Genomic DNA, 17,836 nt, shown 5'->3' with positions numbered 1-17,836 from the left:
ATGATCATCGGCATCGGCTCGGACCTCATCGACATCCGACGCATCGAGAAGACGCTGGAGCGGCATGGCGAGCGCTTCCAGGCGCGCGTCTTCACGCCTGTCGAGCGGGCGAAGTCCGATCGGCGCGCGCAGCGCGCGGCCTCTTACGCCAAGCGCTTCGCGGCCAAGGAGGCCTGTGCCAAGGCGCTGGGGACCGGTCTCGCGCGCGGTGTCTTCTGGCGCGACATGGGCGTCGTCAATTTGCCGGGCGGCCAGCCGACGATGCGCCTGACGGGCGGGGCAGCCGAGCGCCTCAGGGAACTGACGCCGCAGGGCCACGAGGCCTTCGTGCATCTGACGATCACCGACGACCATCCTCTCGCTCAGGCCTTCGTCGTCATCGAGGCGCGGCCTTCGGCATCGTGATGGCGCGGGCGCGGCAAAACAACCGGGCGCTCATTGCCCTGACACCCCCAAGTCATTACTAAGGCGCTGGCGCGGCTTGCTGGCCCGCCACATCGGATTCGAAGGGCAGAACATGGTCGAGCGGGCCGAACGCAAGGAAAAGGGCGGTTTCGGCGAGACCGTGAAGGTCATCGTGCAGGCGCTGTTGCTGGCGCTGGTGATCCGCACCTTCCTCTTCCAGCCCTTCTCCATTCCCTCAGGCTCGATGATGCCGACGCTTCTCGTCGGCGACTATCTCTTCGTGACCAAGTGGAGCTACGGCTTCTCGAAATATTCGTTCCCGCTTTCGCCGGACCTCTTCGACGGGCGCGTCCTCGCCTCCGATCCCGAACTGGGCGACGTGGTCGTCTTCCGCAAGCCGAACGAGCCGCAGGTCGACTACATCAAGCGCCTCGTCGGCATGCCCGGGGACCGGGTGCAGATGCGTGACGGCGTCCTTTACCTCAACGGAGAAGCGGTGCCGAAGGAGCCCGTCGAAACGTTCGTCGGCTCCGATGGCGAGCGCGTTCCGCAGTATCGCGAGACGCTGCCGAACGGCGTCAGCTATCTGACGCTCGACATCACACCCGCCTCGGCCGGCGACAACACGCGCGAGTTCGTGGTGCCCGAGGGGCATTACTTCATGATGGGTGACAATCGCGACAATTCGGCCGATTCACGCTTCGACGTCGGCTACGTGCCCTTCGAGAACTTCGTCGGCAAGGCGCAGGTGATCTTCTTCTCGATCGACAACGACGTCTCGCCGCTCGAGATCTGGCAGTGGCCGACGAGCCTGCGTCCGGGCCGTCTCCTGACATGGCTCGGTTGAGGCGCCCCGAACTCGCGGGCGGCCTCGAGGAACTGATCGGCATCCGCTTCGCGGACCGCGCCCGGCTGGAGCGCGCGCTGACCCATTCCTCGCTGCGCAGGCGCGGCGACGGGGCCGATTACGAGCGGCTGGAGTTCCTCGGCGATCGCGTGCTCGGCCTTGTCGTCGCAGAGCGCCTGTTCGAGCTGTATCCAGGATCGGACGAGGGCGATCTTTCGGTGCGGCTCAACACGCTCGTCTCGGCCGAGACCTGTGCGGAGGTCGCCGACGAGATCGGGCTGGAGCGGTTCATACGCCATGGCGGCGATCTCAAGTCGCTCGGTGGCGAGCGCACGCGGAACGTGCGCGCCGACGTGGTGGAGGCGCTGATCGCGGCGGTCTATCTCGATCACGGACTGCCGGCGGCGCGCGCCTTCATCCTGCGCTTCTGGGAGGTCCGGCTGGGGCAGGCATCCTTCGCGCGGCGCGATCCCAAGACCGAGCTGCAGGAATGGGCGCACAAGCGCTGCGGCCAGCCGCCGCGCTACGAGATGCTGGAGCGAACGGGGCCCGATCACGAACCCGTCTTCACCGTCAGCGCGAGCGTTCAGGGCGTGAAGCCGACGCAGGGCACCGGACGTTCCAAACGCATCGCGGAGCAGGAGGCGGCCACCGCCATGCTCCTGCGCGAAGGCGTCTGGAGCGCCGGCGCCTGAAGGCGTATCATCGGGCTTTCGCGGCGTGCCGCGATGCGAATTTTTGAGAAGGCTTTTGATTTGACCGAAACGGACGCCGCTTCCGGCCCCGAACCCATCGACGCGGCAGCGCCGGGAAGCCCGACGCGCTCGGGCTTCGTCGCGCTCATCGGCGCGCCCAACGCTGGCAAGTCCACGCTCGTCAACCAGCTCGTCGGTACCAAGGTCTCGATCGTCACGCACAAGGTGCAGACGACACGCGCGCTGGTGCGCGGCATCGCGATCGAGGGCCGGGCGCAGATCGTCTTCGTCGACACGCCCGGTGTCTTCGCGCCGAAGCGTCGGCTGGACCGCGCGATGGTCAAGACCGCCTGGGGCGGCGCCAAGGACGCCGACGTCGTGCTCGCCATCGTGGATGCCGAACGCGGCATTTCCGAGGAGGTCGAGACGATCCTTTCGCGCCTGAAGGAGAGCGGCCGACCGGCGATCCTCCTTCTCAACAAGATCGACCGCATCAAGCGCGACAGGCTGCTCGGCCTGACGCAGGAGATTTCCGAGAAGATGGAGTTCGAGCGCGTCTTCATGGTCTCGGCGCTCACGGGCTCGGGCTGCGCCGACCTGATGGGCTATCTGTCGACGCGCCTGCCGGAAGGTCCCTGGTACTACCCCGAGGACCAGATTTCGGACCTGCCGCTGCGCCAGCTCGCGGCCGAGATCACCCGCGAGAAGCTGTTCCTGCGCCTGCACCAGGAACTGCCCTACGCCTCCACCGTCGAGACGGAACTGTGGGAGACGCGGCCGGACGGTTCGGTGCGCGTCGAGCAGACGATCTATGTCGAGCGCGATTCGCAGAAGGCCATCGTGCTTGGCCGCAAGGGCGAAACCATCAAAGCCATCGGCCAGGCCGCCCGCAAGGACATCATGGAAGCCGCCGACGAGAAGATCCACCTCTTCCTGTTCGTTAAGGTGCGCGAGAACTGGAGCGACGACCCGGAGCGCTACCGCGAGATGGGGCTGGATTTCGCCCCTTGAGGATAAGCCGTCATGGAGTGGCGTGACCGCGCCATCATCCTCGGCGTTCGCCGCCACGGCGAGACGAGCGCCGTCGCGGAACTGATGACCCGCGAGCGCGGCCGCCATCTCGGCCTCGTGCGCGGCGGCCGCTCGCGCCGCCAGCAGCCGGTGCTGCAGCCCGGCAACGAGATCGAGGCGACATGGCGCGCCCGGCTCGACGAGCATCTGGGTGCGATGACGGTGGAGCCCGTGGCGCTGCGCGCGGCTCTCTTGATGGAAAGCCCGCTGGCCCTGCATGGCGTGCAGCTCGTCGCCGCCCATCTGCGGCTTCTGGCCGAACGCGAGCCGCATCCGCGCCTTTACGATGCGCTCGCTGCGATCCTGGAGGCGCTGGACGAGGTGGCGGGGCTCCCGCGCATGATCCTCGGCTTCGAGGTCGCTCTACTGGAAGACATGGGCTTCGGCCTCGATCTGGAGTGCTGCGCGCTCACCGGCGCGCGCGAAGGGCTCGCCTACGTCTCGCCGCGCACCGGCCGCGCGGTCACGGCGGAAGCCGGCGAGCCCTGGCGCGACAAGCTCCTGCCGCTGCCCGTGCTGATGACGGAGGAGGAGCGGATGATCCCCGCCGGCGAGGAGGCCGGACAACTCGCGCAGGGTTATGCGCTGACGGGCCATTTCCTCGCGCGCCATCTCTGGGAGCCGCGCAACCTGCCCGAGCCCGCACCGCGTCGCGCGTTCCTCGCGGCCTGTCACGCGGACGGGCAGGGTGCTTGAAAGAGAGGCGAGGAGAGACTAGGTATTCATCACGCACCCGATCGGTGCGTTTTCTTCGGCCACCCTTTTGCTCAAAATGAGCAAAAATGGCCGAGGCCGACAAAGGTCGGTGTAGGGAGTATGCAATGTCCAGTCTCGCTCGTGCTTCCATCGTCGGTGAGGGCCGCGGCCCGGCCGTTCCCGCGCGTCTTCTCGCCCGGCCGCAGGCGCCTGCCGTCTCCGATGCCGCGCGCCGTTTCGGCGTCCTCGAGATGCCGTCGCTGGAGTTCACGCCGGAGGTCGCGGCCGAGGTCGAGCCCATCTACGCCAAGGTCACGCACCACATCCCGCGCATCGAATGGCCAATGCACGCGCCCTACATCGCCGCGATCAACCGGCTGAAGAAGGAGCGTGGCGCGGTCATCCTCGCGCACAACTACCAGACGCCCGAGATCTTCCACGGCGTCGCCGATATCGTCGGCGATTCGCTGCAGCTCGCGCGCGAGGCGGCCAAGGTCGATGCCGGCATCATCGTCCAGTGCGGCGTTCACTTCATGGCCGAGACGTCCAAGCTGATGTGCCCGGACAAGACGGTGCTGATCCCGGACATGCGGGCCGGCTGCTCGCTCGCCGAATCCATCACCGGCGCCGACGTACGGCTTCTGCGCGAGGCGCATCCGGGCGTGCCGATCGTGACCTACGTCAACACCTCGGCCGAGGTGAAGGCCGAGTCCGACATCTGCTGCACCTCCTCCAACGCGGTGCAGGTGGTCGAGAGCCTCGGCGTCGATACGGTCCTGATGATCCCGGACGAGTATCTGGCGCAGAACGTCGCGCGGCAGACCAACGTGAAGATCCTCACCTGGAAGGGCCATTGCGAGGTCCACGAGCGCTTCACCGCCGACGAACTCCTCGCCTACAAGCGTGCCGATCCCGAAATCCGCATCGTCGCCCATCCCGAATGCCCGCCCGAAGTGGTGGCCGTCGCCGACTATGCCGGCTCGACCAGCGGCATGATCGATTATGCGACGGGGCAGGCGCCGGGCTCCAAGGTGCTGCTTGTCACCGAATGCTCGATGGCCTCGAATGTCGAGACGTCGGCGCCGGGGGTGCAGTTCGTGAAGCCCTGCAACATGTGCCCGCACATGAAGCGCATCACGCTCCCCAAGATCCTCGACACCCTCGTCAACATGCGCGAGGAGGTCACGGTCGATCCGGGGTTGGCCGAACGCGCCCGCGCCGCCGTCGAGCGGATGGTCAATCTCAACAACTGAGCGCCGGCCCCGCCGGAGCGCATCGGGAGGCATCGGCATGAACCGGGCCGCACCTGTGGACGCGACCGCGCCCATCCTCGTCGTCGGCGGTGGTCTAGCCGGCCTGTTCTGCGCCCTCAAGCTCAGCCCGCGCCCGGTCGTGGTGCTGGCCGCCGCGCCCATCGGGCAGGGGGCCTCCTCGGCCTGGGCGCAGGGCGGCATCGCGGCGGCGATGGCCGAGGGCGACACCTTCGACAAGCATCTCGCCGACACGCTCGCGGCAGGCGCCGGCATCGTCGACGAGGCGATGGCGCGCGGCATGATCGAGGACGGCCCGGACCGCGTCCACGATCTTCTTGCCTACGGCGTGCCCTTCGACCGGGATCTCGAGGGCCGGCTCGACCTCTCGCGCGAGGCGGCCCATTCGGAGCGCCGCATCGTGCGCGTGCGCGGCGACATGGCCGGGCGCGCCATCATGGAGGCGCTGGTCGCCAAGGTGCGCGCGACGCCCTCCATCACCGTCATCGAGAATGCGGTGGCGAGCGATCTCCTGACCGAGAACGGTCGCGTCTTCGGTGTGCGCTTCCTGTGCGGCAGCGAGGCCTTCGAGTGGCGCGGCGCGGCCGTGGTGCTCGCCTCAGGCGGCATCGGCCACCTCTTCGCCGTTACCACCAACCCCTCGGAGGCCGGCGGGCGCGGGCTTGGCATGGCCGCGCGTGCGGGCGCGGTGATCGCCGACGCCGAGTTCGTGCAGTTCCACCCGACCGCCATCGACATCGGTGCGGACCCCGCGCCGCTCGCCACGGAGGCGCTGCGCGGCGAGGGCTCGACGCTCGTCGACCGGCATGGGGAGCGCTTCATGCCCGCCGTTCATCCCGACGCCGAACTCGCTCCGCGCGATGTCGTCGCGCGCGCGATCTTCCGGCAGGTCACGAGCGGCGCCGGCGCCTTCCTGGACTGCCGCGCGGCGGTGGGCGCCGAATTCCCCAATCGCTTCCCGACGGTCTACGCCTCCTGCATTGCGGCGGGCATCGATCCGGTGACGCAGCCGATCCCGGTCGTGCCGGCGGTCCACTACCACATGGGCGGCGTCCTTACGGATGCGAACGGCCGTGCATCGCTGCCGGGTCTGTGGGCCTGCGGCGAGGTTTCGTCCACAGGTGTCCACGGCGCCAACCGCCTCGCCTCCAATTCGCTGCTCGAGGCCGTGGTCTTCGCCGCGCGCGTGGCGGCCGACCTTTCTGTCCTGCCGCCTTCGGGTGTCGAAGGCGAGGTCGCGCCCGTGTCCGCCCCGGCCTCGGCAGGCGAAGACGCCGCTCTGATGGCGCGCCTTCGCGCCCTGATGAGCCGGCATGTCGGTGTCGTGCGCGATGCGAAGGGCCTCGCCTTCGCCCTCGCCGAGATCGCCGCGATGGATCGCCTGCCGGGCGCGCCGGCGCATCGCAACGAACTCGCCGCGTGCAGGATGATCGCCCACGGCGCGCTGAAGCGTGAGGAAAGCCGCGGCGCGCACGAGCGCAGCGACCATCCGCAAGCCGTGGAGGCCGATCGCCACCGCTCCTTCGCGACGCTCGGCGAAGCGCAGGCGCCCGTCATTCCGCAACCTGAAGGACTGCCCGCGTGACGCTCGCCCATCTGCCGGAACTGCCCGCGCCCCTCGTCGCCGACCTCGTACGCGCTGCGCTCCTGGAAGACCTCGGCCGGGCGGGCGACATCACCTCGATGGCGACCATCGCGCCTGGCCGTATTGCACGCGCGACGCTCGCCGCCCGCCGCGAGGGCGTCCTCGCCGGCCTGCCGCTGGCGGGCGAGGCCTTCCGGCAGATGGACGGCGATCTGCGCTTCACCGCGCATCTCGGCGACGGCGCGCGGCTTGTCCCGGGCGACGTCGTCGCCGAGATCGAGGGCGACGCGCGCGCGCTGCTTTCGGCCGAGCGCACGGCGCTCAACTTCCTGATGCACCTTTCGGGCGTCGCCTCGCTGACGGCCCGCTTCGTCGTCGCCGTGGAGGGCACGGGCGCGAAGATCGTCTGCACCCGCAAGACGCTGCCGGGCCTGCGCTGGGCGGAGAAATACGCCGTGCGCTGCGGCGGCGGCGCGAACCATCGCTTCGGGCTCGACGACGCCGTCCTGATCAAGGACAACCACATCGCGGTCGCGGGCGGTGTTACGCCGGCGCTAAGGGCCGCACAGGCCTATGCAGGCCATCTCGTGGCGATCGAGATCGAGGTCGACACGCTGGAGCAGCTTTCCGAGGCGATCGAGGCCGGGGCGGACGCCGTCCTCCTCGACAACATGGATGCGGCGACCCTTGCCCGGGCCGTGAAAATGACGGCGGGCCGCGCGCGCCTGGAGGCGTCCGGCAATGTCGATCTGGATACCGTGGCGGAAATCGCCGCGAGCGGCGTCGATCTCATCTCCACCTCGAAGATCACCATGTCCGCGCCCGCTCTCGACCTCGGGCTGGACATCGAAATCGCCTGATCATCCCCGCCCGAAGCGGATGCCGGGCGAGGGGCGCTCGCGCGTCACCTCCGGGCGGAAGCGGAAGAGCGCGGCCGGGCGCCCGCCCGTCGCCGCGCTGACGCCGCCGGTCGGCTCGACGAGACCCGTCGTCTCCACGAAGCGGCGGAAATTCTGCTTGTGGACGGGGCGCCCGGCGATGGCCTCCGCCGTGCGCTGAAGCTGGCCGAGCGTGAATTCGGGCTCTAGGAGTTCGAACACGACGGGCCGGTATTTCAGCTTGGCGCGCAGCCGCGCGATGGCCGTGGCGAGGATCCGCCGGTGATCGAAGCGCATCGGCGCGCCGAGCGGCTCGATGCTTTGCGGCATCGCGCGCCCGTCGCGTGCGGCCTCTTCCACCAGCCCCGCCTCGTAGAGCATTTCGTAGCGGTCGAGTGCGCGCTCCTCGTCCCAGCCCGTCGTGCCGTTGCCGAAGGCGAGCGTCAGCCGCTCGGTCCAGGAACCCGCGCGCGCGCGGCCAGGGTTGGGCTGCGGCGAAAACCGGCGAAGCGCCGGCAGGATCGTTGCGTCGATGACGGAGGGGCGTCCCTCGCGCCAGTCCTCCCATGGTAGATAGTGGTAGAAGGGCCTCCAGCGCGAGCCGGTGGCCGAGATGGTCTCGTTCTCGTCCGGTTCGGGCCGGGTCAGCGCCAGATAGCCGACGGAGACGACGTGCGGCGCCTCGTCCGCATGGGCACGGTGCCGCCCGCGATCTCCGAAGGTGTAGAGTTGCTCGACATAGCCCAGCGAGAGCCCGGTCTGCTCGCCCACGAAGGAGCGCAGGCCCATCTCGAAGGTGCGGTGATGCAGCGGGTCGAAGGGGCCGAGCGGCAGGCCGTCCGGCTCGCCCGCGCGGCGCGGCGCGATGAGAACGCGCGGGCTGCCGTCGGCCATCGAGACGATCGCCGCGCTGAGGCCCACCTCGACGGCCGGGTGCGGATCAGGCTGGGCGGGGGTGGCAGGCGTTTCCATCGGTTGAATCAATATCTCAGCCTGCTGCGATTTCCACCGCTGGGTGAGGCACTTGGCGGGATCGGGGGAATCAGTTTCGCAACGCCGCATCGAGGCTGTGGAAGCGCTCGAGATAGGCGTCCTGTGCCGGGCCGGCGGCGATCGGCGCGAAGCGCTCGGGGGCGAGTGAGCCCGCCGTTCCGAACAGCGTCTTGGCTTCCGTACGGGTGAAGCCGGCCAGAAGCACGGCCTCGTGATGGGCCGAGAGCCTGTCCGCGCGCTTGATACGCTTCTCCAGCGCCGGGGGGAGTTCGGGCGAGAGGCCGAAGCGCAGGTGGATCGCGCGTTGAAGCCGCTTCTCCACGCCCTTGTAGTGCTCTCCGAGGACGCCCTTGAACGGCGAGATCATGTCTCCGATGACGTATTCGGGCGCATCGTGCAGGAGCGCGGCGAGCCGGCAGCGCGGATCGTCCTCCTCGCCGGCCACGATCTCCTCCACGATGAGCGAGTGCTGCGCCACCGAGAAGGCATGGCCGCCCTTCGTCTGCCCGTTCCAGCGCGCGACGCGCGCGAGCCCGTGGGCGATGTCTTCGATCTCGATGTCGAGCGGGGAGGGATCCAGAAGGTCGAGCCGGCGGCCGGAGAGCATGCGCTGCCACACGCGTGGCGTCGCTGGCGCCTTCAGTGCCCGCACGCGGCTCAAGCGGAGGCCTCGCTCTCGGCCGGAAGCACATAGCCGGCCCAGGCGGGAACCTCGGCCTCCACCGGCACGCCGTCGACGCTCAGGGTCTGCCCGCCGCGCAGCGCCTCGGCCACCTTGTCGATGCGCAGGATCGCGGCGCCGACCTTCCCGGCGGCCGCCAGAAGCGTGCCGACCGTACGGCCGTCCGCCTCGACATTGGCACCCTCGGACAGATGCCCCTCGGCTCGCAGCACCATCACGCGGCGGCGCGCGGTGCCGCGATGCTGCATCCGAGACACGACCTCCTGCCCGACGAAGCAGCCCTTCTTGAAGGACACGCCGCCGTTCTGGTCGAGGAGGACATCGTGCGGGAAGACGTCGGCGGCGGGAAAGTCGGCCTCCGCCTCCAGCACGCCCGCCGCGATGCGCATCGCACGATAGTCGGACGCGCTCGAATCACCGGCAAGGTCGACGCCGTAGAGGCGATAGACCTCGCCGCCCGGAAAACGACCGTCGGCGAGCGCGCCGGCGGGCGCCTCGTCGGCCTCCCATACGGCCGCGACCTCGCCGTCCGCGGGCTCGATCGCGACCTTGGCGCGCAGACGATAAAGCATCAGGCGCTTCACGAGATCGGCGCGCGCGCTGGAGGCGACGTCGAGCCGGAAGCCGCCGTCGATCCGGCTGACGAGGAAGTCGAACAGGATCTTGCCCTGCGGCGTCAGAAGCGCGGAGGGCCGCGCGAGGTCGTCCGGCAGCCCTTCGATGTCGGCGGTGACGAGGTTCTGGAGAAAGTGTTCGGCCTCGGCGCCGGTGACGTCGACGAGCGCTCGGGTCGGCAGGAGGGCGGCGGGCATGGGCAGCGCTTTCATACTGTCTCTCGCCGCAGATATGCGCAGCCGGAGGCCGTGGGGCAACCGCCGACATTGATGGCGCGGCCGTGCCGCGCTATTCGCTCGGCCGAGGAAAAGATGCGAGGCAGGTGGCATGGCGACGACGTTCGACACGGTTCTGAAGGGCGGCACGGTCGTCAACCAGGATGGCGAGGGCGTCCGCGACATCGGCATCCTCAATGGCAGGATCGCGCAGATCGGTTCGATCGAGGCGAGCGCCGCCGGCGAGGTGGTGGACTGCACGGGGCTCCACATCCTCCCCGGCGTCATCGACAGCCAGGTGCATTTCCGCGAGCCGGGGCCGACGCACAAGGAAGACCTCGAATCCGGCTCGCGCGCGGCTGTTCTCGGCGGCGTCACCAGCGTCTTCGAGATGCCCAACACCGATCCGCTGACGACCAGCGAATCTGCGCTCGCCGACAAGATCGCCCGCGCCAGCGGGCGCATGCACTGCGACTTCGCCTTCTGGGTCGGCGGCACGCGCGAGAATGCGGCCGATGTCGGCGAACTGGAGCGCCTGCCGGGGGCGGCGGGCATCAAGGTCTTCATGGGCTCGTCCACCGGCTCGCTGCTCGTCGAGGATGATGAGGGCGTGCGTACGATCCTGCGGAACACCCGTCGGCGCGCGGCCTTCCATTCGGAGGACGAGTTCCGCCTGCGCGAACGCCTCGGCGAGCGCGTCGAGAACGACCCGTCCTCCCACCCCGTCTGGCGCGACGAGACAGCTGCGCTGCTGTGCACCGAGCGCCTCGTGCGCATAGCCGAGGAGACGGGCGCGCGCATTCACGTCCTCCACATCTCGACGGCCGAAGAGATCGACTTCCTCGCCGGCCACAAGGCGCTCGTCACCTGCGAGGCGACCCCGCACCACCTGACGATGGACGCGAGCGACTATGCCCGCCTCGGCACGCTTCTCCAGATGAACCCGCCCGTGCGTGAGGCGCGCCACCGCGACGGCGTCTGGAAGGGCATCGCCCAGGGTGTCGTGGACGTCCTCGGCTCGGACCACGCTCCCCATACGCTGGAGGAGAAGGCGAAGCCCTATCCGGCTTCGCCCTCGGGGATGACCGGCGTGCAGACGCTGGTTCCGATCATGCTCGACCATGTGGCTGCGGGGCGCATGTCACTTGCCCGCTTCGTCGACCTGACGTCGGCCGGCCCGCAGCGCATCTTCGGTATCGCCGGCAAGGGGCGGATCGCGGTTGGCTACGACGCCGACTTCACCGTGGTCGACCTCAAGCGCCGCGAGACGATCCGCAATGCGTGGATCGGCTCCAAGGCGCAGTGGACGCCCTATGACGGGCGCGAGGTCACGGGCTGGCCGGTCGGGACCGTCGTGCGCGGGCGCCGGGTGATGTGGGAGGGCGAGATCGTCTCGGCCTCCGGCGGTGCGCCGGTGCGCTTTGCCGAAAGCGGCGCGCGCTGAGGCGAAGGATCGTCAGTCGCCGGCGAGGAAGAACTCCAGCCGGCCTTCCGGCGAGATACCGACGCGGTAGAAATGGTAGGCGCCGACTTCCAGCATGGTCTGGTAGTCGAAGGCTGTCACCAGCTCGAACAGCTCCACCAGCTGCCGCTTGTCCAGTTCGTCGAGCGGAACCTGCGTGAAGTAGGGCCAGACGAAGATGTCGTTCTCCGTCTGCGGGTCGACGCGCACATGGCCCGAGGCGAGGACTTCCAGCAGGATCGCAAGGATTTCCACGCCTTCGCCGTCGCCCGAATTGTCCTTCAGGAACTCGATCGGATCGCCCTCGAAGGGAACGACCGAAAGCGCGGTGGAGAAGGCACCGGTTTCCAGATACGGCCGCAGCGCCTCGATCTCGCCGGCACGGGCGATCTCCATCAGGCGCTCGCGAAGGTCCCGGACCGGCTCGGGCAGCCCGTCGGCGCCGTAGCGCACGGGCAGGGGCTGGGCGTCGCGCCTGTCCTGCTCGGCAGACGGTTGCGGCGGGCCCTGCAACTCTTCCTCATCGCCCGCAGCCGGCTCGCTCTCGGCCGGCGCACCGCCCCAGTCCGGCGCCCGGCCGTTGCGGTCCGGGTCAAGCGGCGGCAGCGGGATGGTGAGGATGCCTTCGCGTTCCAGTGCCTCGTTGCCGCGCCCCTCGATCTGCGAGAAGGCGTTCGCCACTCCGTCGTGCAGCCCGAAGGCTCCGGCGAGCAGCATCGCGGAGAATGTCGTCGGCGAACGTCGCGTCGTCATCCTCACCTCGCCTGATTCGCTCTCTGGAGCCTATTGCAGGTTGCGGTCGGGGAGGAACTCTCCTTCGACGATGCGCTGGCGCAGCGTGTCGAGAAGCTGCAAGACCTCGCTCTCGCCGTGCCGGCGCACCAGCTCCGTAAGGGCGGTGGAAATGGCCGTCTCGGCCAGGATCTCGGCCTCGATGCCGTCGCAGATGCCGTCGGCCCAAGCTTCGTTGTGGTACTCGAAGGCGACCTGCTTCTTCTCGGCCGCGATCAACTCGTCGAGTTCAGCGCCGTGCATGTCGATCATCCCCGGAACCTCCAATTGTGCCGTCGCGATTCACGCCCCGTTAAATCTTTATCACGCATGCGGCGCAACCGGGCGGCGTGATTGCAGCCAATGTCAATGAATCACTAATTTCCGAAGCGCGCGCTGATTTCGCGTGACAGTGTTGCACCTTCTTCGAGGTAGCGGCGCGTGGCGACTTCCGCCGCAGGCGTACATTGGCGATAGGTCGATTCGAAGGCACGATAGCCGCCATTGAACTGCGCGATGAGGATGCGCCGGTCCGCCTCGTTGGGCTTCTGCGCCTCGATCAGCTCGTTCATCTTGTCGCGCCACACGGAGGCGTTGTCGTCTCCACAGAGCGTGCGCAGGAAATGGATGGAGCCGAGGATGCCGGCGAGCCGGCCCATCGGCGCCATGTAGGCCGCATTGGAGGGGCGCACCGGTCCTTGCACCTCTCCTTGCGCCTCGGCTGAGGCTTCCGGGGCCGGTTCCGCCTCCTGCCCGGCGGCGGGCGCGGCGAGAGCAAGCGCGGCGGCGAAGGCGAGGGAGCGGGCGTGACGGCGGGTGAAGCGCATGCCTTCAGCTAGTGACCTCGTCCCGTTCAAAGTGCAAGGCGGCGCGCTCAAGGGCCCCAGCCTTCCGTCGTGCCGACCGCGCGCACGATCGCGCCGAGCCCCGGCGTCAGACGCCCGGTATCCTCCAGTTCCGCGAACTCGGCGGCCTCCACGAGGCGCACGGCGCGCGCATCGTGGCCTGCCTGCGGGTCTGCCGCCGCCAGCGATCCCGTGAAGACCGCGATGACGGCATGGATGCCGGGCTCTATGGCCTCGTGCAGGCGCAGGAAGGCGAGCTCGGCCTCCAGCCCGGTCTCCTCGTAGAGCTCGCGCGCCACCGCGTCCTGAAGGCGTTCGCCGAACTCGACGCGCCCCCCGGGCAGCGTGAAACACCCTTCGTACGGGGCCCGTCCGCGCTCGACGAGGAGAAGCTGCCCTGCGACGAAAAGGCAGGCCGAAACGCCGAGCGTCGGCCGCAGGGCCTGCTTGACAGGGGGGAGGGGCGGGGCGTCTACCAAGGCCATGTGCGGACGTTTCACCCTATCGGCGCCGGTTCTGAAGGTGCGGGAGCATTTCGGCCTCGAGGAGCTGGCGGATTTCCCGCCACGCTACAACATCGCCCCGACGCAGCCGATCCTGATCGTCATGGAGGACGAGCATGTCACGGGCGGCCCGAGGCGTGGCCGTCTGGCGAGGTGGGGCCTGATCCCTGCCTGGGCGAAGGATCCGGCCGACATCCCGCTCCTGTTCAACGCGCGGGCAGAGACGGCGGGCGAGCGCAACGCCTTTCGCGCGGCGCTGCGCTACCGGCGCTGCCTCGTGCCGGCGACCGGTTTCTACGAATGGCAGAAGCAAGGCGGCAAGGCGCGCTCGCAGCCCCATTTCCTGCGCCCGCGTGATGGCTCGCTGATCGCCTTCGCAGGCCTGATGGAGACTTTTCTCGCACCCGACGGCAGCGAGATCGACACCGCCACCATCCTGACGACGCAAGCGAGCGCGGATCTGCGGCCGATCCACGAGCGGATGCCCGTGGTCGTGCCGCAGATGGCCTTCGATTTCTGGCTGAACTGCCGCGACAACGAGCCTGCCGACGTCACCCGCCTGATGGGCGCGGCGCCGGAAGGGTTGTTCGAGGCGATCCCCGTCGGCGAAGCCGTGAACAGCGTCGCCAACATGGGCCCGACCGTCCAGGATCGTATCACCCCGCCCGACGACGGAGGCAGCGACGCGCCCGGCGGGCAGGCGAGCCTGCCCTTCTGAACGAGGGTCGATGCGGCACGCCGCGCCTCAGTCTGCCGTCTGGAGCCGGGGCCGCGTCGCCAGCATCGGCTTGCGCGGCTGATGAGCCCGGACGGCGGCCGCAGCGGCGGCGATCGAGGCGATGCCGATCTTCTTGTACTGCTCCAGAAGGCGGACTTCGGTCTCGCGTTCATGTTTCGAGCGGAAGGCGGCGATGTGCGCGGTCATTTCCCTGTTCCTGTATGAGAACCTTGCGATGCTCTGAAGGTGGGGAGCGATTGAGGCTCTTTCGCGGCCAATTGAAATAAAATCGATGAAGTTATACTTAAAGAATCGTTCATGTGATGTTCATCGTCGCCACAATTGTTGACGGGCAGCCGTTTGCGCTTTGTTCGATGGCCCCCCGCCGCCGGTTGCGAAGTGGAACTTACGATTGGCAAAGTTAAAACGCGTCGATGTGTGGCCGTGCGGCAACGGCTGCCCGATCGGTTCGGCGTGAGGGAGGGGGAGATCCGGTTTCGATTTTCCGGCCGATGCGGTAGCAAACCGGCGCCGCCACGGTGGCGGCCGCAGGAGCATGCACGTGGACGACGGCTTTCGTGGACTGACCCTCACCAACACGCTGACGCGCCGCAAGGAAGCGTTCCGACCGCTCGACTGGTCGCCGGACTCCGGCGTCACCGAAGCCGAGCGGCGCGTGCGCATGTATGTCTGCGGGCCGACGGTCTACGATTTCGCCCATATCGGCAACGCCCGGCCGGTGATCGTCTTCGATGTCCTGTTCCGCCTCCTGCGCCATCTCTACGGCGAGGCGCATGTCACCTATGCGCGCAACATCACGGACGTGGACGACAAGATCAACGCGCGCGCCGCACGTGACTTTCCCGGCCTGCCGCTGAACGAGGCGATCGCCCGCGTTACCCAGAAGACCGCCGCGCAGTTTCATGAGGACGTTGCCGCGCTCGGCTGCCTGCCGCCGACCGTCGAGCCACGTGCGACGGCCTTCGTCACGCCGCGCGCCGACGGCCTGCCCGACATGGTCTCGATGATCGAGACGCTGATCGCGAAGGGCCATGCCTATGTGGCGGGCGGCGAGGTCCTGTTCGACGTCGCGTCGATGCCCGCTTACGGCGCCCTCTCGCGGCGCAGGCTCGATGAGCAGCAGGCGGGCGCGCGCGTGGCCGTGGAGGCGCACAAGAAGAACCCGGCGGACTTCGTCCTGTGGAAACTGTCGAGCGAGAACGAGCCGGGCTGGGACAGCCCCTGGGGCCGGGGGCGGCCGGGCTGGCACATCGAGTGCTCGGTGATGAGCGAGGCCTATCTCGGGCAGGTCTTCGACATTCACGGCGGCGGGCTGGACCTGATCTTTCCTCACCACGAGAACGAGATCGCGCAATCCTGCTGCGCCCATGGCACGTCGCAGATGGCGCAGGTCTGGATGCACAACGGCTTCGTGCAGGTCGAGGGCCGCAAGATGTCGAAGTCCGAGGGGAATTTTTTGACCATCGCTGACGTCCTGCACACTGAGAAGGTCGGCGGGCGAAGGTGGTCTGGCAGCATAGTTCGTTTGATGATGATGATGACTCACTACCGTGAGCCAATCGACTTTTCCGTTCGCCGCTTGGAGGAAGCTCGCAATCGTCTCTCACGATGGCGAAGTCGTTCGGCGATGCTGATGGAGCATGCCTATGCAGCTCCAGAGGGCGAGCTAATCAATTCACTATGTGATGACCTAAACATTGCTCAGGCGTTGTCACGGCTCGACCACCTTATGGCTCAGCCGTTAACTGACGATAATAAAATGGCCGTTGCCGCAAATCTGCGTTTTCTCGGATTGCAGCAGTCTGCAGAAGAGGGAATCGGTGTAGCTAAGAAAGTCTCGGCCCTCGTCGAGGAACGCGATCGTAATTATGGCGGGCCGCTCGCGTCGATCGAGGAGATCGACGCTGTTGCTGCTGTAAGGGCCCGGGTCGACATCGCGACGTTCATCTCCGATCGCCTCGAGAAGCTCAAGGCGAAGGACTTTGCGGCCGCCGATGCGATCCGCGACGATCTCGCGGCGCAAGGCATCCAGCTCAAGGACGGCAAGGACCCGGCCACGGGCGAGCGCGTCACGACATGGGAGCTGAAGCGATGAGGGGCGAGGGCGGCGGGCTCTATCCCTCGATCGAGCCCTATCTCAGCGGTCATCTCGATGTCGGCAACGGGCACTCGCTCTACTGGGAGCTGTGCGGCAACCCGGACGGCAAGCCCGTGGTCTTTCTGCACGGGGGGCCGGGCTCAGGCTGCGGGCCGGTACACCGCCGCCTGTTCGACCCCGCGCGCTACCGCATCCTCCTGTTCGACCAGCGCGGCTGCGGGCGTTCGACGCCGAGCGGACTTCTCGATTCCAACACGACCTGGCACTTGGTCGCCGACATCGAGCGCCTGCGCGAGCATCTGGACGTGGAGCGCTGGATGGTGTTCGGCGGCTCCTGGGGAGCGACGCTGGGGCTCGCCTACGCGCAGACGCACCCGGAGCGCGTCACCGAGATGGTGCTGCGCGGCGTCTTCGCCGGGCGGCGCGCCGAGCTAGACTGGTTCTACCGCGAAGGCGCGAGCAGGCTCTTCCCGGAGGAGTGGCGGCGCTTTCTGGCTCCGCTGCCCCCGGCAGGCCTTGCGGACCCGGTCGCCGCCTATCGTCGGCTCCTAACCGACGAAGATCGCGCGGTGCGCGCAAGGGCTGCGCGCGCCTGGACGGGCTGGGAAGCGCAGACCGTCTCCATGCGCCGCGCCTATGGCGGCGGTGGGGGCGGCGACGAGGGCGCGAGCGACGCGACGATCGCCTTCGCCCGCATCGAGAACCACTATTTCTTCCACAATCTCTGGCTGCGCGAAGGGCAGCTCATCCGCGAGGCTGGCACCATGGCGGATATCCCCGGCGTCATCGTGCAGGGGCGCTACGATGTCGTGACGCCTCCGGTGACGGCCTGGGACCTTCATCACGCCTGGCCCGGCTCGCAGCTCTCGATCGTCGAGGACGCCGGCCACGCCTTCTCGGAGCCCGGGACCCTGAAGCTCCTGATCGAGGCGACGGACCGCTTCGCGCGTTGACGCACGGCCCGCGCGCCGCATCTTTTACGCTGTGTACAGGAGGATGCGATGTCGATCGAGAACGGGCCGGTCCATACCGGCGGGTGCCAGTGCGGGGCGGTGCGCTTCCGCCTCGAAGGGGAGGCGGAGGCGTCCATCTGCCATTGCCGCATGTGTCAGAAGGCGTTCGGCGGTTTCTACGCGCCGCTCGTCTCGGCGCGGAAGGGGCATCTGACCTGGACGAAGGCCGAGCCGGCCCGCTTCCGCTCCTCGAGCCTTGCCGAGCGGGGCTTCTGCCCGCAATGCGGCACACCGCTGACCTACGAGACGCCGGACGGCGTCGCGCTCGCGCACGGTGCCTTCGACGACCCGGCCGCGATTACGCCGACGCTGCAGTACGGGCTGGAAGCGCGACTGCCCTTCATCGGCGATCTCGACGCGCTGCCCGGCACGACGACGGAAGAGGACGCCGAGACGGATACCAGCCTGCGCGGCATTCGCTCCTACCAGCACCCGGACCACGACTGAGCGAA

At 68.3% G+C, this 17,836-nt stretch carries 21 protein-coding genes; 13 read left to right on the top strand and 8 right to left on the bottom strand.

Annotated elements, in window-relative coordinates; genetic code table 11:
• The 8 genes from acpS to nadC all read left to right on the top strand — a co-directional run bounded on the left by acpS (position 1) and on the right by nadC (position 7,430).
• Positions 1-405, top strand: coding sequence for a holo-ACP synthase (gene acpS / locus H1343_RS11710; RefSeq protein ID WP_185983075.1), 405 nt, complete (start codon positions 1-3; stop codon positions 403-405).
• 112 nt (positions 406-517) lie between these two features.
• Complete coding sequence (gene lepB, locus H1343_RS11705; protein ID WP_185985624.1) at positions 518-1,252, top strand: signal peptidase I; 735 nt, start codon at positions 518-520, stop codon at positions 1,250-1,252.
• Positions 1,240-1,947, top strand: coding sequence for a ribonuclease III (gene rnc, locus H1343_RS11700; protein ID WP_185983074.1), 708 nt, complete (start codon positions 1,240-1,242; stop codon positions 1,945-1,947). The genes lepB and rnc overlap by 13 nt, the downstream gene beginning before the upstream one ends.
• A gap of 60 nt (positions 1,948-2,007) precedes the next feature.
• On the top strand, positions 2,008-2,958 hold the full coding sequence (gene era, locus H1343_RS11695; protein ID WP_425484584.1) for a GTPase Era: 951 nt from the start codon (positions 2,008-2,010) through the stop codon (positions 2,956-2,958).
• Between the two features lie 12 nt (positions 2,959-2,970).
• A complete protein-coding gene (recO, locus tag H1343_RS11690) occupies positions 2,971-3,714 on the top strand; it encodes a DNA repair protein RecO (protein WP_185983072.1) in 744 nt (247 codons plus the stop codon).
• A 125-nt stretch (positions 3,715-3,839) separates the two neighbouring features.
• On the top strand, positions 3,840-4,967 hold the full coding sequence (gene nadA / locus H1343_RS11685) for a quinolinate synthase NadA (RefSeq protein WP_185983071.1): 1,128 nt from the start codon (positions 3,840-3,842) through the stop codon (positions 4,965-4,967).
• Positions 4,968-5,004: 37 nt separating this feature from the next.
• Positions 5,005-6,570, top strand: a complete 1,566-nt coding sequence (locus tag H1343_RS11680) for an L-aspartate oxidase (RefSeq protein WP_185983070.1) — start codon at positions 5,005-5,007, stop codon at positions 6,568-6,570.
• Complete coding sequence (gene nadC / locus H1343_RS11675; RefSeq protein ID WP_185983069.1) at positions 6,567-7,430, top strand: carboxylating nicotinate-nucleotide diphosphorylase; 864 nt, start codon at positions 6,567-6,569, stop codon at positions 7,428-7,430. Before H1343_RS11680 ends, nadC begins: the two co-directional genes overlap by 4 nt.
• Here nadC and H1343_RS11670 read toward each other — a convergent pair whose 3' ends face one another.
• The 3 genes from H1343_RS11670 to ygfZ form a co-directional block, all read right to left on the bottom strand.
• Positions 7,431-8,420 carry an NUDIX hydrolase gene (locus H1343_RS11670; RefSeq protein ID WP_185983068.1) on the bottom strand — a complete coding sequence of 330 codons (990 nt, stop codon included), beginning with the start codon at positions 8,418-8,420 and terminating at the stop codon, positions 7,431-7,433.
• A gap of 70 nt (positions 8,421-8,490) precedes the next feature.
• Positions 8,491-9,093 (bottom strand): YfbR-like 5'-deoxynucleotidase, encoded by a 603-nt coding sequence (locus H1343_RS11665; RefSeq protein WP_425484660.1) that lies wholly within the window; start codon positions 9,091-9,093, stop codon positions 8,491-8,493.
• A gap of 5 nt (positions 9,094-9,098) precedes the next feature.
• A complete protein-coding gene (ygfZ, locus tag H1343_RS11660; RefSeq protein WP_246332983.1) occupies positions 9,099-9,950 on the bottom strand; it encodes a CAF17-like 4Fe-4S cluster assembly/insertion protein YgfZ in 852 nt (283 codons plus the stop codon).
• A gap of 115 nt (positions 9,951-10,065) precedes the next feature.
• On the opposite strand from ygfZ, the gene H1343_RS11655 reads away from it, so the two are divergent.
• Positions 10,066-11,397, top strand: coding sequence for a dihydroorotase (locus H1343_RS11655; RefSeq protein WP_185983067.1), 1,332 nt, complete (start codon positions 10,066-10,068; stop codon positions 11,395-11,397).
• A gap of 12 nt (positions 11,398-11,409) precedes the next feature.
• On the opposite strand, the gene H1343_RS11650 is transcribed toward H1343_RS11655, so the two are convergent.
• From H1343_RS11650 to H1343_RS11635, 4 genes are all read right to left on the bottom strand, one after another.
• Positions 11,410-12,168, bottom strand: a complete 759-nt coding sequence (locus H1343_RS11650) for a hypothetical protein (RefSeq protein ID WP_185983066.1) — start codon at positions 12,166-12,168, stop codon at positions 11,410-11,412.
• 30 nt (positions 12,169-12,198) lie between these two features.
• Positions 12,199-12,459 carry a hypothetical protein gene (locus H1343_RS11645; protein WP_185983065.1) on the bottom strand — a complete coding sequence of 87 codons (261 nt, stop codon included), beginning with the start codon at positions 12,457-12,459 and terminating at the stop codon, positions 12,199-12,201.
• 104 nt (positions 12,460-12,563) lie between these two features.
• Positions 12,564-13,013, bottom strand: coding sequence for a TIGR02301 family protein (locus H1343_RS11640; protein ID WP_185983064.1), 450 nt, complete (start codon positions 13,011-13,013; stop codon positions 12,564-12,566).
• Positions 13,014-13,060: 47 nt separating this feature from the next.
• Positions 13,061-13,516 carry an NUDIX domain-containing protein gene (locus tag H1343_RS11635; RefSeq protein ID WP_185983063.1) on the bottom strand — a complete coding sequence of 152 codons (456 nt, stop codon included), beginning with the start codon at positions 13,514-13,516 and terminating at the stop codon, positions 13,061-13,063.
• Here H1343_RS11635 and H1343_RS11630 point away from each other — a divergent pair.
• Positions 13,515-14,252 carry an SOS response-associated peptidase gene (locus H1343_RS11630; RefSeq protein WP_185983062.1) on the top strand — a complete coding sequence of 246 codons (738 nt, stop codon included), beginning with the start codon at positions 13,515-13,517 and terminating at the stop codon, positions 14,250-14,252. The genes H1343_RS11635 and H1343_RS11630 overlap by 2 nt on opposite strands.
• 27 nt (positions 14,253-14,279) lie before the next feature.
• On the opposite strand, the gene H1343_RS11625 is transcribed toward H1343_RS11630, so the two are convergent.
• Complete coding sequence (locus H1343_RS11625) at positions 14,280-14,459, bottom strand: hypothetical protein (RefSeq protein ID WP_185983061.1); 180 nt, start codon at positions 14,457-14,459, stop codon at positions 14,280-14,282.
• A 355-nt stretch (positions 14,460-14,814) separates the two neighbouring features.
• On the opposite strand from H1343_RS11625, the gene cysS reads away from it, so the two are divergent.
• From cysS to H1343_RS11610, 3 genes are read left to right on the top strand one after another with little or no spacing between them, the layout of a single operon-like run.
• A complete protein-coding gene (cysS, locus tag H1343_RS11620; protein WP_246332981.1) occupies positions 14,815-16,368 on the top strand; it encodes a cysteine--tRNA ligase in 1,554 nt (517 codons plus the stop codon).
• The gene (gene pip / locus H1343_RS11615) at positions 16,365-17,324 is read left to right on the top strand and encodes a prolyl aminopeptidase (protein ID WP_185983059.1); all 960 of its coding nucleotides are present in this window, start codon (positions 16,365-16,367) and stop codon (positions 17,322-17,324) included. The genes cysS and pip overlap by 4 nt, the downstream gene beginning before the upstream one ends.
• Before the next feature lie 48 nt (positions 17,325-17,372).
• On the top strand, positions 17,373-17,831 hold the full coding sequence (locus H1343_RS11610) for a GFA family protein (RefSeq protein ID WP_185983058.1): 459 nt from the start codon (positions 17,373-17,375) through the stop codon (positions 17,829-17,831).
• Positions 17,832-17,836 lie beyond the last annotated feature (5 nt).

The sequence above is a fragment of the Aureimonas mangrovi genome (assembly GCF_014058705.1).
GTDB classification, from domain to species: Bacteria; Pseudomonadota; Alphaproteobacteria; order Rhizobiales; family Rhizobiaceae; genus Aureimonas; species Aureimonas mangrovi.
Note: the sequence above shows the minus strand (reverse complement) of the source record. Positions and strands in the feature narration are given on the sequence as shown.

What these genes read in the sequence shown, in the direction of transcription:
- acpS (WP_185983075.1), top strand. Translation starts at nt 1, where the DNA reads ATGATCATCGGCATCGGCTCGGACCTCATCGACATCCGACGCATCGAG.
- lepB (WP_185985624.1), top strand. Translation starts at nt 518, where the DNA reads ATGGTCGAGCGGGCCGAACGCAAGGAAAAGGGCGGTTTCGGCGAGACC.
- rnc (WP_185983074.1), top strand. Translation starts at nt 1,240, where the DNA reads ATGGCTCGGTTGAGGCGCCCCGAACTCGCGGGCGGCCTCGAGGAACTG.
- recO (WP_185983072.1), top strand. Translation starts at nt 2,971, where the DNA reads ATGGAGTGGCGTGACCGCGCCATCATCCTCGGCGTTCGCCGCCACGGC.
- nadA (WP_185983071.1), top strand. Translation starts at nt 3,840, where the DNA reads ATGTCCAGTCTCGCTCGTGCTTCCATCGTCGGTGAGGGCCGCGGCCCG.
- H1343_RS11680 (WP_185983070.1), top strand. Translation starts at nt 5,005, where the DNA reads ATGAACCGGGCCGCACCTGTGGACGCGACCGCGCCCATCCTCGTCGTC.
- H1343_RS11670 (WP_185983068.1), bottom strand. Translation starts at nt 8,420, where the DNA reads ATGGAAACGCCTGCCACCCCCGCCCAGCCTGATCCGCACCCGGCCGTC.
- ygfZ (WP_246332983.1), bottom strand. Translation starts at nt 9,950, where the DNA reads ATGAAAGCGCTGCCCATGCCCGCCGCCCTCCTGCCGACCCGAGCGCTC.
- H1343_RS11655 (WP_185983067.1), top strand. Translation starts at nt 10,066, where the DNA reads ATGGCGACGACGTTCGACACGGTTCTGAAGGGCGGCACGGTCGTCAAC.
- H1343_RS11650 (WP_185983066.1), bottom strand. Translation starts at nt 12,168, where the DNA reads ATGACGACGCGACGTTCGCCGACGACATTCTCCGCGATGCTGCTCGCC.
- H1343_RS11645 (WP_185983065.1), bottom strand. Translation starts at nt 12,459, where the DNA reads ATGATCGACATGCACGGCGCTGAACTCGACGAGTTGATCGCGGCCGAG.
- H1343_RS11640 (WP_185983064.1), bottom strand. Translation starts at nt 13,013, where the DNA reads ATGCGCTTCACCCGCCGTCACGCCCGCTCCCTCGCCTTCGCCGCCGCG.
- H1343_RS11630 (WP_185983062.1), top strand. Translation starts at nt 13,515, where the DNA reads ATGTGCGGACGTTTCACCCTATCGGCGCCGGTTCTGAAGGTGCGGGAG.
- H1343_RS11635 (WP_185983063.1), bottom strand. Translation starts at nt 13,516, where the DNA reads ATGGCCTTGGTAGACGCCCCGCCCCTCCCCCCTGTCAAGCAGGCCCTG.
- H1343_RS11625 (WP_185983061.1), bottom strand. Translation starts at nt 14,459, where the DNA reads ATGACCGCGCACATCGCCGCCTTCCGCTCGAAACATGAACGCGAGACC.
- pip (WP_185983059.1), top strand. Translation starts at nt 16,365, where the DNA reads ATGAGGGGCGAGGGCGGCGGGCTCTATCCCTCGATCGAGCCCTATCTC.
- H1343_RS11610 (WP_185983058.1), top strand. Translation starts at nt 17,373, where the DNA reads ATGTCGATCGAGAACGGGCCGGTCCATACCGGCGGGTGCCAGTGCGGG.